Annotated in this window: 12 protein-coding genes; 5 read left to right on the top strand and 7 right to left on the bottom strand. The window is 73.5% G+C overall.

Annotation, left to right across the window (positions count from 1 at the left end; translation table 11 throughout):
* Positions 1-80: 80 nt before the first annotated feature.
* The 3 genes from MNY60_RS01650 (at position 81) to MNY60_RS01640 (ending at position 3,767) form a co-directional block, all read left to right on the top strand.
* A complete protein-coding gene (locus MNY60_RS01650; protein WP_242359908.1) occupies positions 81-1,295 on the top strand; it encodes a pectin acetylesterase-family hydrolase in 1,215 nt (404 codons plus the stop codon).
* Between the two features lie 142 nt (positions 1,296-1,437).
* Positions 1,438-3,288, top strand: coding sequence for a glycoside hydrolase family 15 protein (locus MNY60_RS01645; protein ID WP_242359907.1), 1,851 nt, complete (start codon positions 1,438-1,440; stop codon positions 3,286-3,288).
* Complete coding sequence (locus tag MNY60_RS01640) at positions 3,285-3,767, top strand: hypothetical protein (protein ID WP_242333204.1); 483 nt, start codon at positions 3,285-3,287, stop codon at positions 3,765-3,767. The genes MNY60_RS01645 and MNY60_RS01640 overlap by 4 nt, the downstream gene beginning before the upstream one ends.
* A gap of 25 nt (positions 3,768-3,792) precedes the next feature.
* Here the strand turns inward: MNY60_RS01640 and MNY60_RS01635 are convergent, their stop codons facing one another.
* Positions 3,793-5,526, bottom strand: a complete 1,734-nt coding sequence (locus MNY60_RS01635) for a cache domain-containing protein (RefSeq protein ID WP_242352048.1) — start codon at positions 5,524-5,526, stop codon at positions 3,793-3,795.
* Between the two features lie 203 nt (positions 5,527-5,729).
* On the opposite strand from MNY60_RS01635, the gene MNY60_RS01630 reads away from it, so the two are divergent.
* The gene (locus MNY60_RS01630; RefSeq protein WP_242352049.1) at positions 5,730-7,655 is read left to right on the top strand and encodes a DUF294 nucleotidyltransferase-like domain-containing protein; all 1,926 of its coding nucleotides are present in this window, start codon (positions 5,730-5,732) and stop codon (positions 7,653-7,655) included.
* An 11-nt stretch (positions 7,656-7,666) separates the two neighbouring features.
* Entirely contained in the window at positions 7,667-8,383 is a 717-nt protein-coding gene (locus MNY60_RS01625) for a PolC-type DNA polymerase III (protein ID WP_242352050.1), read from the top strand.
* Positions 8,384-8,453: 70 nt separating this feature from the next.
* On the opposite strand, the gene ureG is transcribed toward MNY60_RS01625, so the two are convergent.
* The 6 genes from ureG to MNY60_RS01595 are packed head-to-tail and all read right to left on the bottom strand — an operon-like array spanning position 8,454 to position 14,879.
* Entirely contained in the window at positions 8,454-9,158 is a 705-nt protein-coding gene (gene ureG / locus MNY60_RS01620) for an urease accessory protein UreG (RefSeq protein WP_242352051.1), read from the bottom strand.
* Between the two features lie 2 nt (positions 9,159-9,160).
* Positions 9,161-9,817: an urease accessory protein UreF gene (locus tag MNY60_RS01615; protein WP_242333214.1), complete on the bottom strand. Its 657-nt coding sequence runs from the start codon at positions 9,815-9,817 to the stop codon at positions 9,161-9,163.
* The gene (ureC, locus tag MNY60_RS01610) at positions 9,817-11,532 is read right to left on the bottom strand and encodes an urease subunit alpha (protein ID WP_242359906.1); all 1,716 of its coding nucleotides are present in this window, start codon (positions 11,530-11,532) and stop codon (positions 9,817-9,819) included. The genes MNY60_RS01615 and ureC overlap by 1 nt, the downstream gene beginning before the upstream one ends.
* Position 11,533: 1 nt before the next feature.
* Positions 11,534-12,307, bottom strand: coding sequence for an urease subunit gamma (locus MNY60_RS01605; protein ID WP_242333218.1), 774 nt, complete (start codon positions 12,305-12,307; stop codon positions 11,534-11,536).
* 13 nt (positions 12,308-12,320) lie between these two features.
* The gene (locus tag MNY60_RS01600) at positions 12,321-13,214 is read right to left on the bottom strand and encodes an urease accessory protein UreD (protein WP_242359905.1); all 894 of its coding nucleotides are present in this window, start codon (positions 13,212-13,214) and stop codon (positions 12,321-12,323) included.
* A 57-nt stretch (positions 13,215-13,271) separates the two neighbouring features.
* Positions 13,272-14,879, bottom strand: coding sequence for a PocR ligand-binding domain-containing protein (locus MNY60_RS01595; protein ID WP_242333222.1), 1,608 nt, complete (start codon positions 14,877-14,879; stop codon positions 13,272-13,274).
* Between the last annotated feature and the right edge of the window lie 241 nt (positions 14,880-15,120).

The following is a 15,120-nucleotide window of genomic DNA, read 5'->3' as shown; positions in this document are numbered from 1 at the left end:
AGCGCGCTCGGGGGCCGCTCGCGCCTTCGCCGCGCACGCGAGCGCTGCTCGCTCCCGAGCGCGGAGGTACGATGCAGCGCATGCGGATCCCGGACGCCGTGCGCCGCCTCCTCGCCGTCGCGCTCCTCACCGCGGCTGCCTGCGGAGGCGGAAACGACCCGGCTCCGGGCGGCGACGCCACGCCGCCGCCGCTGGGCGCGCCGATCTCGCGCACCGAGGGCGCTGCGATCGCGGGGGCCGCGGGGTGGACCTGGATCCCGTTCGAGGACGCGTTCTGCACCGACGCGGTGCTGCAGCCGTCGGGGGAGTACCAGTTCGGGACGAGCACGACCGGACTCGCGCTGAGCTGGGGCTCGCCGGCGAGCACCGACCTCGTCGTGTTCCTCCAGGGCGGCGGCGCGTGCTGGGACTTCTTCACCTGCGGGGGTGCGCCGGAGCTCGTGCCCAAGACCGCGAGCAGCGGTCCGTTCGGGCCGGACGAGTTCGCGCGCGACATCTACGCGAAGTACCCGCGCTCGTGGGTGAGACGGGAGAACCTCCCGGCCGCCCTGCGCGACGCGACGATCGTGTTCGTGCCGTACTGCACGGGCGACGTTCACAGCGGCGACGCGGTCGCGACGTACGCCTCACCCATCCAAGGCCGGCCCTCGGTCACGTGGCACCACGTCGGGCACGCGAACGTGCTCGCGTTCCTGAAGCGGCTCGGGGCCACGTTCCCGAGCCCCGCGAAGCTCGTCGTGTCCGGCTCCTCGGCGGGCGGCTTCGGCTCGCTGTCGAGCTACTCCGCCGCTCGACGCTACTGGCCGCACGCCAAGGGTTATCTCGTGGACGACTCCGGCCCGCCCCTCGCCGGCGACGCGATCCCCGCGAGCACGCGCGACACCTGGTACGCGCGCTGGGGCATGGGCGCGTCGCTCGACGGCTTCTGCCCGGGGTGCCGGACGGACCTGTCGCAGGGCCTGCGCGAGCTCGCCGAGCGCTACCCGGGGGACCGCATCGCGCTCCTCTCGCACCTCCAGGACCTCACCATCCGGGGCTTCTTCGGGACGTTCACGCTCCTGCCGAGCCCGGCGTTCACGCCGATGCCCGCGGACCGCTTCGAGGCGGAGCTCCGCCTGATCGGCACGAGCGTCATGGATCCGGCGACCTCGAACGCGAAGTACTTCTTCACCGCGGGAGAGGCGCACCCCACGCTCGAGGATCCGACCGTCGTCACGACGCCGGCCCCGGGGCTCGAGGCCTGGCTCGAGCTCATGCTCGCGGACTCGGCGGCCTGGGAGAGCGAGACGGACTAGGGCTCAATGGGGGGCGCGACGCCGTGCTGCGCAGCCGACGGCGTGCCGGTCCGGGGCCGCGTGCTCAAGCTCGCCTGGACCGGGCTCGCTCGCGCGTCACCCGACCCCGGCGCCGTGCGTCTCTCCGGAGGAGGGCGAGGCGGTGGAGCGGATCGGCGATCACGCGGTCGTGGGGAACGGCCGGGCGGCCGCGCTCGTGTCGCGCGGCGGCACGGTCGACTGGCTGTGCTGGCCGCGATTCGACAGCCCTTCGATCTTCGCCGCGCTCGTCGACGACGCCGCCGGGCGCTGGACGCTCGCCCCGGCCGCGCCGTTCCGCTCGGAGCGCCACTACCTCCCGGAGACGAACGTCCTCGTGACGCGGTTCATCACGGCGACGGGCGCGCTGGCGGTGACGGACTTCATGCCGGTCGCCTCGCAGGAGGAGCAGCGGCGGCTGCTCCTCCCGGACCACGAGCTCGTGCGGATGGCCACGTGCGAGCGCGGGACGGTGGAGCTCGAGACCGTCTTCGAGCCACGGCCCGACTACGGCCGCGTGCGGCCGCGGCTGCGCGACGCCGGCGGGCTCGGCCTCCGGGCCGAGACACGGGCGGGCCTCCTCACGCTCCGCGCGGATCTCCCGCTCGCGATCGAGCCCGCCGGGCGTGCGACCGGGAGAGCGGTCCTGCAGGCCGGCGAGACGCGGCACCTGTCGCTCTCCTACGCCGACGAGTGGCCCGCGATCCTGCCGCCGCTCGGAGCGCCCACGCGCGAGGCGCTCGCGCGCACCGTCCGCTGGTGGCGCGCCTGGGTCGGGCAGCTCCGCTACGACGGGCCCGGGCGCGACGCGGTGGTGCGGAGCGCGCTCGCGCTGAAGCTCCTCGTGTACGCGCCGTCGGGCGCGGTCGTCGCGGCGGCGACGACGTCGCTCCCCGAGCGCGTGGGCGGCGATCTCAACTGGGACTACCGCTTCTGCTGGCTGCGCGACGCGGCGCTCACCGTGCGCGCGCTCTTCGGGCTCGGCTTCCGCGACGAGGCCGACGCCTTCGTGAGCTGGCTCCTCCACTCGACGCGGCTCACCCAGCCCGAGCTGCGGGTCCTCTACGACGTGCACGGCAACGCGCCCCCGCGCGAGCGCACGCTCGAGCACCTCGCGGGCCACCGCGGGTCGCGACCGGTGCGGGTCGGGAACGGCGCCGCGGATCAGCTCCAGCTCGACGTCTACGGCGAGGTGATCGACGCGGTGACCCACTTCGTCCGGAGCGGCGGGACGCTCGACCGGGAGACGCAGCGGATGCTCTGCGCGCTCGGGGACGAGGTGTGCCGGAGCTGGCAGGGCGCCGACGAGGGGATCTGGGAGCCGCGCTCCGGGAAGGGGCACAACACCCACTCGCGCGTGCTGTGCTGGACCGCGCTCGACCGGCTCCTCGAGCTGCACGCGAAGGGGCACCTCTGCAGCGCGCCGGTCGAGCTGTTCGAGCGGAACCGCGCCGCCATCAGGCGCGACGTGGAGGAGCACGCCTGGAACGCGCGGCTCGGGAGCTACACCGCACGGCTCGGCGGGGAGGAGCTCGACGCGGCGCTGCTGCTCCTCGCCTGGTACGGGTTCGAGGACGCGCGCTCGGCGCGCATGCGCGCGACGTTCGCGCGGATCCGGGAGCGGCTCGGCGCGCGCGACGGCCTCCTCTACCGCTACCGGAGCGGCGACTCTCCCGGCGAGGGCGCGTTCGGGATCTGCAGCTTCTGGGGCGCCGAGGTGCTGGCGCTCGGCGCGGGCAGCGCAGCGGAGGCGCGCGAGACCTTCGAGCGGCTCTGCCGGCTCTCGAACGACGTGGGGCTCTTCGCGGAGGAGCTCGACCCCGGGACGGGCGAGGCGCTCGGCAACTTCCCCCAGGCGTTCACGCACGTGGGGCTCATCAACGCGGCGCTCTCGCTCGAGCAGCGGCTCCGGGGCGAGGCGCCGCTCACGCACGCGGTCCCGCCGCGCGCGGCGCTCGAGGAGGCGGACGCATGAGCGTCGGGAGCTGGCTGTTGTGGGGCTTCGTCGCGACGATCGTGCTCACGACGATCCTGGCGGGCACCCAGGGGCTGCGCCTCACGCGCATGAACCTCCCCTACATGCTCGGCACCATGTTCACCCCGAGCCGCGATCGCGCGAAGCTCCTCGGGTTCGCCGTCCACCTCGTGAACGGCTGGCTCTTCTCGCTCCTGTACGTGGCCGCCTTCGAGGCCTGGGGCCGGGCCACCTGGTGGCTCGGCGCGGCCATCGGCGTCGTGCACGCCGCCTTCGTCCTCACCGCCGGCATGCGGATCCTGCCCGGCCTGCACCCCAGGATGGCGAGCGAGACGCACGGCCCCACGGTGACGCGGCAGCTCGAGCCGCCCGGCTTCCTCGCGCTCAACTACGGGGTCCGGACGCCGCTCGGTGCGCTCGCGGCGCACGCGGTGTTCGGCGCGATCCTCGGGGCGTTCTACCGGCTCGCCGGCGGGTGAGCGCCCGCTGAGCGCGCGGGGACGCTCAGCGCGCGGGCGCCTCCGGCGGGAGCGCGACGAACACGCCGAGCACGCCGATGAGGTTCCCGGCCTGGTCGCGCAGCGGCACCCGGCTCGCCAGGCAGTCGATGTCCCCGCCCGACGCGTCGCGCAGGGTCTCGCGCGCGTCGAGCAGCGGCGCTCCGGCGTCCATGACGCCCCGGTCCCGCTCCAGGAGGCGCGCGCGCTGCTCGTCGCTCCAGCCGAGCTGCGCGTCGGTCTTCCCGACGATCGCCTCGGCGGAGGGGAGGCCGAACCGCTGCGCGAAGCGGTCGTTGCACCCGAGGTAAACGGAGCGCCGGTCCTTCCAGTAGATGGAGTGCGGGACGTTCGACAGGACGCTCTGGAGCAGCTCGCGCTGCTCGCGGACGTTGCGGAAGCTCGCCTCGACCCGCTCGGCCATGTGATCGAACTCGGTGGCGAGCTGACCGATCTCGTCCTTCGAGCGCAGGCCGATGCGGCGCGACAGGTGCTTCTCGTCGTCCGCGATGTCCCGGGACAGGCCGACCAGCGTGGCGAGGGGCCGCGTGAGGGTGGCGGCGAGGAAGCTCACCCCGGCCACCGCCAGGATCACCACCACGAGCGACGCCAGCATGATGCGCCGGACGAGGGCGCCGACCTGCGCCTCGGCGGCCGCGGTCTTCTCGGCGATGGCGACCTCGATGTCGTCCACGTACCGGCCCGTGCCGATGATCCAGTCGAGCGGCCGGTAGCGCTTCACGAACGAGAGCTTCGGCGCCGCGGCGCCCGGGGTCCCCTCCGCCGTCGGCTTCGGCCAGGAGTACTCCACGAAGCCCTCGCCGGTCTTCCAGGAGATGTCCCGGAACGCCGAGAACAGGTTCTGGGCGCGGCCGTTCACCGCGAGCTCGAACTCCTTCGCGTCCATCGTCCGGCCGTCGAGCTCGGGCCGGATCGGATGCATCACCATGCGCGGGACCGGCGTCTCGGCGGTGCTGATCCAGAAGTACTCCGAGCCGTAGCGGATCTTGCGGATGCCCGAGGTGATCTCGGCGAGCTTCTCCCGCACCGCCTCGTCCACGTAGATGCCGGTCCCCACCACCCAGCCCCACTCCTTGAACAGGCGGACATAGGAGAACTTGGGCATGCGCGGCAGGAGCGCGTTCCCGTCCGGCTCGGGCCAGCTGTAGCGGATGAAGCCCGCCCCGCGCGCGGCGGTGAGCTCGACGGCGAGCTGGAACAGGTTACGGTCGTCGTCGCCCGCGCAGTCGAACTCGGGCGCGTCGAGGACCGTCCCCTCGAGCCTCGGGACGAGCGGGTGCATGAGCATCGTCGGGTAGGGCCGGCCGACGGTGTTGATCCACAGGTACCCCTTGCCGCCGTCGAACCGCATCGCGCGGAGCGTCTCGAGCGCGTCCGCCTGCGCGCGCGCGACCGACACCTCGCCCCGGCGCGCCCGCGCGAGGTGCTCGCGGAGGGTCGCGCCCGCGACGTCGAGGATCGCCTCGAGCCGCTGCCCGTACTTCTGCTCGAGGTAGCGCTCGTCCGCGGCCTCCCGGTACTGCGCGTCGATGAGCGCGTAGACGGTGTTCACCTTGTCGGTGAGGTCCTGCTTCACCTGCGCGGTCTTCTCGGCCCGGATGCGCGCGATGTCCTCAGCGGCCCGCGAGCGGATGCTCCCGACGGCGTAGCCCGCGAGGACACCCGCGGTGACCAGCACCGCGACGGAGATGGCCAGCTGCAGCTTGAGCTTCAGGGTCAAGAGTGCTCCGGGACCGGCGGTGGCGGGATTCTGGCCGACCCGCGAAGGCGGATCAACGAGGGGTTGTGGAGGCGCGTCGTGGGCTGGGATAATCGCGGGCGCTCGACAGATCGTCGCAGGCCACGCACGCCACGAAGGACGGGGGCAGGCAGAGCTCGAAGGAATCGGGGAGCCGATTCGTTCACGGGCGCCGGGGACCGCCGATGCTCGATCGCCTCCTCCACTTCGTGACGGGAAGCCCGGCGTTCCAGTTCTTGCGCTCGGTCACGCCGTTCGACTTCCTCCCGGACGCCGACCTCGAGCGCATCAGCGACGCGCTCTCCATCGAGTACCACCCGAGGGGGAGCACGCTGTTCGCCCAGGGGCAGTCGGCGGTGACCGACGTCTACGTCGTCATGAAGGGCTCGCTCGAGCTCCTCGACGACGCGGCCGCGCCCGGCTCCCAGGGGCGCGCCGCCGGCCTCGGCCAGACCTACGGCGGCGCGTGCGTCCTGACGAACGGCGGGATCGCCCTGTTCACGGTGCGTGCGGTGGAGGACACGTTCCTCTACGCGGTGCCGGGGGCGCTGTTCCTCGAGGCGTGCGCGAGGCACCGCGAGTTCCACGACTTCTTCGCCGAGAGCCTCGGGCCCCGCATGCTCGAGCGCGTGGGGGCGCGGCTGCGCCAGAAGTGGCTCCTCACCTCGCCCGATCCGGACTCCGTCGGCTTCAGCCGCACGGTCGGGGAGATCTGCGATCGGGAGGTGGCCTGGTGCTCGCGAGAGGAGTCGGTGCGGGAGGTCGCGCAGCGGATGGCCGTGCGGCGCTGCCACACGCTGCTCGTGCGCGACGCGGGCGGCGCGCTCGTGGGGCTCGTGAGCGAGCGGGACCTCGTCACGCGGGCGCTGGCGAGCGGCCTCGACGCGGCGCGGCCCGTCTCGGAGGTCATGACCCCCGCCGGCGAGGCGATGGCGGCCGGGTTGCCGCTCGCCGCGGCGATGGAGGTGATGGTGCGCTCCGGCGTTCGCTCGCTGCCGGTCGCCGGAGAGGGTGGGGAGATCGTCGGGCTGCTCGCGGACGACGATCTGCTCGTCGCGCACGGGAGCTCTCCGCTCGAGTACCTGCGGGACATCGCGCAGACCCGGCTCCGCAAGGACCTCGCCGAGAAGCGGGCGCGCCTGCCCCGGCTGGTCCGCGCGCTCATGCTCGAGGGGGCGCGGGTGGACAGCCTCACCTGGCTCATCAGCGCCGTGTCCGACGCCACGGTGAGGCGCGTGCTCGACCTGGCGCTCGCCGAGATGGGCCCGCCCCCCGCGCCGTTCGTGTTCCTCGCCCTCGGCAGCGAGGGGCGGCGAGAGCAGACCCTCGTGACCGACCAGGACAACGCCCTGGTGTTCGCCGACGTCCCCGGGCGCGAGGCGGAGGCGGCGGAGTACTTCCCGCGGCTCGGCGAGCGCGTCTGCACCTGGCTGAAGGAGGTCGGGGTCGAGTACTGCGACGGGGAGGTGATGGCGAGCAACCGGGAGTGGTGCCAGCCGCTGTCCGTCTGGAAGGAGTACTTCCGCAAGTGGGTGAGGGTCCCGGAGCCGGAGGCGGTGCTCAACTCCAGCATCTTCTTCGACTTCCGGGAGGTGCACGGAGACCTCGCGCTCGCCGAGGAGCTCCGCGGCCACGTGACCCAGCTGCTCGCGCCAAGGCCCGGGATGTTCTTCAACCTCCTCGCGCAGGCGGTGGTGGACAAGGAGCTGCCCGTCGGCCTCTTCGGGCGGATCTCGGTGGAGACGCGCGGGAGCCGGGAGGACGTGTTCGACATCAAGCAGCCCATCGCGCGCATCTGCGAGCTGACGCGGCTGCAGGGCCTCTGGAACGGCATCGGCGCGACGAGCACGCTCGAGCGGCTGCGGAAGCTCTCGCAGCAGGGCGAGGTGGACGCGCGGGTCTGCCTCGACATGAAGCACGCGTACTCCTTCCTCATGCAGCTGCGGCTCGCCCGGCAGGTGGCGGCGCTCGGGAGCGGGGGCGTGCCGGCCGACAACCTCATCAGCACGCACGAGATCTCCACCCTCGAGCAGCGGTTCCTCGAGGAGACCTTCGGGCTCATCGGACGTGCCCAGGCGAGCGCGCGCAGGAAGTTCCTGCGCCAGGCGTGAAAGGGAGCGCAATGAGCCGAACCACCGGGATCGCGGCGCTCCTCCGGCTCGTCCGGCGCAAGGCCACCGGCGCGGCCGCGGAGGTCCGCTACGCGCGGCGCAAGACGCTCGGCGCGGAGGAGTGGACGCAGCCGATCCGGACGATGACGTTCACGGTGCTCGACTGCGAGATGACCGGGCTCGACCCCGCCAAGGACGAGATCCTCTCCATCGGCGCGGTGCGGATCCGCAACGGCCGGATCGTGATGAGCGAGCGCTTCTACCAGGTGTTCAAGCCGACCGAGGCGGTCTCGCCGAAGGAGGTCATCCTCATCCACGGCCTCGGCCCCGACGAGGTCAGCCGCGGCATGCCGCTCCTCGACGCGCTCGACCGCCTGCTCGCCTTCATCGGCGACAGCGTCGTGATCGGCCACTTCACGGCGGTCGATCTCGGCTTCCTGAACGCGGCGCTCGCGTCGCGGAAGGAGCGATCGATCAAGAACCCCGCGCTCGACACGCGCCTCCTGTACGGCTGGTGGCGCCGGCGGACGTCGCCTGCGAGCCAGGCCTCGACCGACGCCGCCCTCGAGGACATCGTCATCGAGATGGGGCTGCCGCGCTACCCGGCGCACCACGCCTTCTACGACGCGCTCACCACCGGCATGGTGTTCCTGAAGCTGCTGGGCGACTTCGAGGCCTCGGGCGCCGTTCAGTTCCGGACGCTGTACCGGGAGGCGGGGGTGTACTGACGCGCGAGCGGGGAACGATCACGTGCTGGCGAGCAGGGGCGGGGCGCAGCCAGCGCGGTCCCCGGCGAGATCATCCGCCGATCGCGTGCCGGTATGCGTGGAGGACGTGCTCGGCGATCTCCGCGACGCCCACGCCCCGGGTGACCTGCGCGAAGACCACCGGGCCGTCGCCGCGCATCCGCGCGGCGTCGCGGGCCATGAGGCCGAGGTCGGCGCCGACCGCCTCGGCGAGATCCGTCTTGTTCACCACGAGGAGATCGGCCTGCGTGATGCCGGGGCCGCCCTTGCGCGGCACCTTGTCCCCGCCCGCGACGTCGATGACGTAGATGGTGTAGTCGGCGAGCTCGCGGCTGAAGTGCGCGGCGAGGTTGTCGCCCCCCGACTCGCAGAACAGGATCTCGGGGTCGTGCGCCAGGGTGAGCTCCTCGAGCGCGAGCAGGTTCGCGGTCACGTCCTCGCGGATGGCCGCGTGCGGGCACCCTCCGGTCTCGACGGCGCGGATGCGCTCGGCGGGCAGCGCCTGGTTCCGGACCAGGAACTCGGCGTCCTCGCGGGTGAAGATGTCGTTCGTCACGACCGCGAGGGAGCGTGAGTGGCGCAGCGCGCGGCAGAGCGCGAGGACGAGCGCGGTCTTCCCGCTCCCGACCGGACCTCCCACTCCGACCGTGAAGGCGCGCCGCCGGAGGTCGCCGCGCGCGTGAGGGGCGCCGCGGTCCCGGAACGAGCCGGGCCCGGGGGCGTGATCGTGACCGGAGTGGAGCGAGAGCGCGTTCATGGTCAGCTCTGGAAGAGCCTCGAGTAGAGGCGGTCCTGGTGGGACTGCAGGAGCTCGAGGAGCGGCGAGGCCGCCGCGGCCTCCTCGGGTGGCCGACCGGCCGTCGCGGCGAGGACCGCGTCCGCGACCGCGCCGGCGCGGACGAGGGCGGCCTGGGCCTCGAGCGGACCGCAGAGGCCGAGCCGCACGCCGGCGGAGACGATCCCCCGCGCCGCGAGGAACAGGTGCAGCCGCGCGGCCTCCTCCTCGGACGCGCCGAGGCGGCCGAGGACCACCCCCGACACCGGGGCGAGGTGCCCCGCGAGGCCGGCGTGCCGCACCTCCTCCTCGAGCTCCCGCGCGGCGGGCCCGAGGGAGACCGCGGCCCGGAGCAGCGCACGCCCCTGCGCGCGGCTCGCGCGGTTGGCGACGTGCCCGGGAATGGCGGCGTCGCAGCGGGCGTCGAGCTCGGCGAGCCGCTCCGGCGCGCGCAGCGCCGCGACGACGAAGGGGACCGCGAGCGAGCCCGCCTGCCAGAGCGACTCGACCACGAAGGCGTCGAGCCCCGCGACGCCGGCGCAGCGCCCGAGCTGCACGGCCGCCTCGAGCCCGCCGGAGTGGGCGAAGCCGCCGGTGGGGAACGCCGAGTCGGCGAGCTGCCAGGAGAGCCAGGGGGTCATCAGAAGAGGAAGTAGCGCTGGGCGAGCGGGAGGCGGGCGGCAGGCTCGCAGCGGAGGAGCACGCCGTCCGCGCGCACCTCGTACGTCTCCGGATCTACCTCCATCCGCGGCAGCGCGTCGTTGAGCTTCATGTCCTTCTTGCCGAGGGCGCGGCAGCCGTGCACGGCGACGAGCCGCTTCGCGAGCCCGAGGCCTTGCACCTCGCCCGCCTGAAGCGCCGCCCGCGACACGAACGCCACGCTCGTCGCCCCGAGCGCGCGCCCCAGCGCGCCGAACATCGGGCGCGCGAGGACCGGCTGCGGAGTCGGGATCGAGGCGTTCGGGTCGCCCATCTGGGCCCAGGCGATGAGCCCTCCCTTGAGCACCAGCTCGGGCTTCGCGCCGAAGAACGCGGGCCGCCACAGGACCAGGTCCGCGAGCTTCCCGGGCTCGACCGAGCCGACCTCTTCCGCGAGGCCGTGCGCGATGGCGGGGTTGATGGTGTACTTCGCGACGTAGCGGCGGATGCGGAGGTTGTCGTTGTCGCCGCGCTCCTCCGCCAGCCGGCCGCGCTGCCGGCGCAGCTTGTCGGCGGTCTGCCAGGTGCGGGTGACGACCTCGCCCACCCGGCCCATCGCCTGCGAGTCCGAGCTCATCATCGAGATCGCCCCGAGGTCGTGCAGGACGTCCTCGGCCGCGATCGTCTCGCCCCGGATCCGGCTCTCCGCGAAGGCGAGATCCTCGGGGAGCGTGGGGTCGAGGTGGTGGCAGACCATGAGCATGTCGAGGTGCTCGTCGACGGTGTTCACCGTGTACGGCCGGGTCGGGTTCGTGGAGGAGGGGAGGACGTTCGGCTCGCCGCAGACGCGGATGATGTCCGGCGCGTGGCCGCCGCCCGCGCCCTCGGTGTGGAAGGTGTGGATCGTGCGGCCCGCGAACGCCGCGATCGAGTGCTCGGCGCAGCCGGACTCGTTGAGGGTGTCGGTGTGGATGGCGACCTGCACGTCGAGCGCGTCGGCGACGCGCAGACAGGTGTCGATGGCGGCCGGGGTGGTCCCCCAGTCCTCGTGCAGCTTCAGGCCCACGGCCCCGGCGCGGATCTGCTCCGCGAGCCCCTCGGGCGACGCGGCGTTGCCCTTGCCGAGGAGCCCGATGTTGACGGGGAGCGCGTCCGTGGCCTGGAGCATGAGGCCGACGTGGCGGGCGCCCGGCGTGCACGTCGTGGCGTTCGTTCCCGTCGCCGGACCGGTGCCGCCGCCGAGCAGGGTCGTGACGCCGCTCGCGATCGCCTCGTACGCCTGCTGCGGCGAGACGAAGTGGATGTGCGTGTCGATGCCGCCGGCGGTGAGGATGAGCCCCTCGCCGGCGATGCACTCGGTGCCCGGGCCGATGGTCATCCCCGGCGTCACCCCCGCCATCGCGTCGGGGTTGCCCGCCTTGCCGATGGCCCAGATCCGGCCGCCCCGGACGCCCACGTCGGCCTTGAAGACGCCGCCGTGGTCGAGCACGAGCGCGTTCGTCACCACGAGGTCGAGCACCTCGTCCGGCGGCGCGCCGGCCGCCTGGCCCATGCCGTCGCGCAGGACCTTGCCGCCGCCGAAGACGCACTCGTCGCCGTACACCGTGAGGTCCCGCTCGACCTCCAGCACGAGCGTCGTGTCGCCCAGGCGGACGCGATCGCCGGTCGTCGGGCCGTACACCTGGGCGTACTGTCGCCGATCCATTCGCCGCGTCATCTCAGCGCTCCTCCGCGTGGGCGAAGCCGCGCCGGCGGGCCTCCGCCACGACGCGCTCCCGGCCCTCCTCCGTGACCGGCCCCGGCGCGAGGGCGTTGCCGCCGCGGACCACGCGGCGCCCGCCGATCTCCACGAGCGCGACCGTGCGCGTCTCGCCGGGCTCGAAGCGGACCGCCATCCCGGCGGGCACGTCGAGCCGGCGGCCGTACGCGCGCGCCCGGTCGAAGCGCAGGAGCGGGTTCACCTCGGCGAAGTGGTAGTGGCTCCCCACCTGCACCGGGCGGTCGGCGAGGTTCGTCACGGCGAGCTGGATCGCCTCGCGTCCCTCGTTCAGCACCACCTCGCCGGGCGCCGGCAGCACCTCGCCCGGGCTCGCCTCCTCCGGTCCGCCGGGAGCTTCCTCCGCGAAGGCCGACAGGGGCGGGACCGGGAGGAAGGATCCGTAGAGCGCCAGCGCGAGGTCGCCGTCCTCCGCCGCGATGGGGTGGTGGACCGTGACGAGCTTCGTGCCGTCGGGGAACGTCCCCTCCACCTGCACCTCCGCGACGAGCTCGGGCACGCCCGGCAGCACCTGCCGCCGCCCGAGCATCCGCCGGCCGAGCGCCATCAGCTCGGCGACGCGCCGCCCGTCGCGCGCGAGCTCGAGGAGCTGGGTGGCGACGAGCGCGACCGCCTCGGGGTGGTTGAGGCGCAGGCCTCGCGCGAGCCGTTTCTGCGCGAGGACGCCGGCCTGGTGGAGCGTGAGCTTGTCGATCTCTCGTGGGGTCAGGTGCATCGTGCCTCCGGGTTCACGGAATGTGCGTAAACGGATCCACGCCGGTGACGGCCGCGACGAAGGCGAGGCGCTCGCGCACGAACGCGAGCCCGTCCTCGATGCTCCGGCTCGCGATGCGCACGAGGACGCCGTCGCCGAGCGGGCTCGCCGCCGCGAAAACGGGCGAGTCCGGGGTGGCCGGCGACGCCGCGAGCCGCTCCTGGAGCGCGCGGGCGTGGCGCGCGCTCGCCGGTCCGAGCGCGACCACGGTCGCGAGGAAGTCGATGCCGGAGAGCCGCTCGCCGAGGGGAGGACCTTCGCCGGGCACGAGGCGGAGCCCATCCGCCAGGATCGTCCGGCCGCCCATCACGACCTCGACGCGCGAGCGGTACTCGTCGAAGGCCCAGCGCTCGCCGCGAGCGACGCGGCCCGCGACCAGGGCGTCGAGCCAGAGAAGGCTCGCGCCGGGCGCGAGCTCGAGCCGTTGCTCCTGGCGGTACCGCGCGCTCGCGAAGCAGCTCACCGGCTGCGGCAGGACCGCGAGGACGGCGCCCGGGCCGACGCGCGCCCCGAGCCGCTGCGTCGCGATCGCCCCGCGCGAGCGGTAGATCTTGGTCCCCGCCTGCGTGGAGAGGAGCGCGGTAGAGTCCCCTCCGACCTCGACCTCGAGCGACACCTCGTCTCCCGCGAGGAGCCCGCCGCCATGGCTCGCGGAGATGATCCAGGCGCAGCGCCCCCGCGGAGAGGGCGAGAGGAGCTGGAGAGGGCTCGACGCCATGCACGCGACGATGGCGCTCGCGCCGCCCACGCGCGCCGTCGCGACCCGTCCCGCGCCGGCGCGGAGCCCGTGTTCCGGGCGCGGCTGCCCGATGGACGTGCAGCGTGCCTCGGGGAGATCGAGGATCGGCTCGGAATCCAGGCAACGCATCGGACACGGGCGGCATCGTGCAGGGCGCGCGCCAGTCCCCGGCCTCGCCAGGCGGGCTCACGCCAGGAGCCGCTCGATCACCGCCGGGTCGGGCGGCTTCGCCACGTGCCCGTCGAAGCCGGCGTCCGCGGCGCGCCGCAGGTCGTCCGGCTGCGCGTAGCCGCTGACGGCGATGAGCCGCACGCCGTCCGGGCCGGCGGCGCGGAGCGCGCGCGCGACGTCGTAGCCGCTCATCCCGGGGAGCCCGAGGTCGCACAGCACGACGTCCGGGGGGCTCGCCAGCGCCCTCGCGAGGGCGGTCGGGCCGTCGTAGGCCACCTCGGTGGTGTGGCCGAACAGCTGCACGATCTCCGCGAGCGAGTCCGCGGCGTCCGGGTTGTCGTCCACCACGAGGACGCGGAGGCCGTGGGGCACCGGAGTGATCCCGGCGGCCACCGCGACGGGCACGCTGGCCTCCGCGGCGAGCGGGAGGCGGACGACGAGCTCGGCGCCTCGTCCCGGCCCGGCGCTCTCGGCGCGGACCGTCCCACCGTGCAGCTCGGTGATGCCCTTGACGAGCGCGAGGCCGAGCCCGAGCCCGCCGTCGGTCCGCGCGAGCGAGCGCTCCGCCTGCACGAACGGCTCGAAGATCCGCTCGAGCTGGTCCGGCGCGATGCCGACGCCGGTGTCGCGGACGCGGAGCTCCGTCGCGTCCGCGCTCGCGCGAACCGAGACGGTGACGGCGCCGCCGCGGGGCGTGAACTTGGCCGCGTTCTGGAGGAGGTTCCCGAGCACCTGCCCGAGCCGCGTCGCGTCGCCGCTCACGAGGACCGGTCCGGCGGGGAGCTCCAGCGCGAGCTCGAGGCCTCGGCCCGCGAGGACGGAGCGAAGATCCTCGGCCGTCCGGCGCGCGATCCCGACGACGTCCACCCGAGCGCAGCGCAGCTCGATCTTGCCCTTCGCGATGCGGGTCACGTCGAGCAGGTCGTCCACGAGCCTCGTGAGGTGCTCGGTCTGCCGCTCGATGACCGCCCGCGCCCGGCGCGCCTGCTCTCCGGCGGGGTCGGCGTGCTCGAGGATGTAGATCGAGTTGCGGATGGGGGCGAGGGGGTTCCGCAGCTCGTGCGACAGCACGCTCAGGAAGGCGTCCTTGCGCCGGTCCACGTCGCGCAGCGCCTCCTCCGCCTTCCGCTGGCGGAGCGCTCCCTCGGCGAGCTCGCCGATGAATCGCACGAGCGCCCGGTCATAGGCGACGATGTTCTCGACGGCGGCGTGGTCGAAGACCGGCACGCGATCGAGCGCGGCGAGGTACGCCGCCTCGTCGTACCCGAACTGCTTCGCCTGCTGGACGAAGAAGCCGCGGTCCGCCGACTCCTCCACGTAGAAGAACTGGCCCAGGAAGAGCGTCGCGAGGTGCTCGCCCGCGACGACGATGGGGACGCCGATGTCCCGCAGCCCGTTCTTGCACAGGTACTCGCAGGAGGAGCCCTCCGCGAGGTGGCCCTTGATGTAGTCGTCGCTCTCCCGGCAGCGCTCGAGCGAGCGGGGATCCGCCCGGTGGAAGTGGACGCAGATGTCCTGCCAGCCGCAGCCGACGAGGACGGAGCCGTCGAAGGCGTCGATGATGCCGATGGGCATCCCCGTGGCGTTGTAGTTCGCCTCCGCGAGTCGCTGGACGACGGACATGTCCAGGAGCTCGGCCAGCCGGACGGAGGGTATTGAGGTTGGCGCCATCGGAGCATCAATCAAAAAAGGTGCGGTGATATTCCTACATTGCGACATGTAATCTCCGTCCGTGCAAGCAGGCGGGTCACGGGCAAGCGGGGAAGGTCCTGCGGACGCGGGTCACGACGCGCAGCGTCATGGGGGTTGCCGCGCACGTCCGGGGGTAGAAGCGCGCGCTCGGAGTGAAGCCCCTTGTAGGCTG

The organism is Anaeromyxobacter sp. SG17, assembly GCF_022690695.1.
In the GTDB taxonomy this organism is placed as follows: Bacteria; Myxococcota; Myxococcia; order Myxococcales; family Anaeromyxobacteraceae; genus Anaeromyxobacter; species Anaeromyxobacter soli.
The sequence above is the reverse complement of the archived record's forward strand: the minus strand, read 5'-3'. Positions and strand labels throughout refer to the sequence as shown.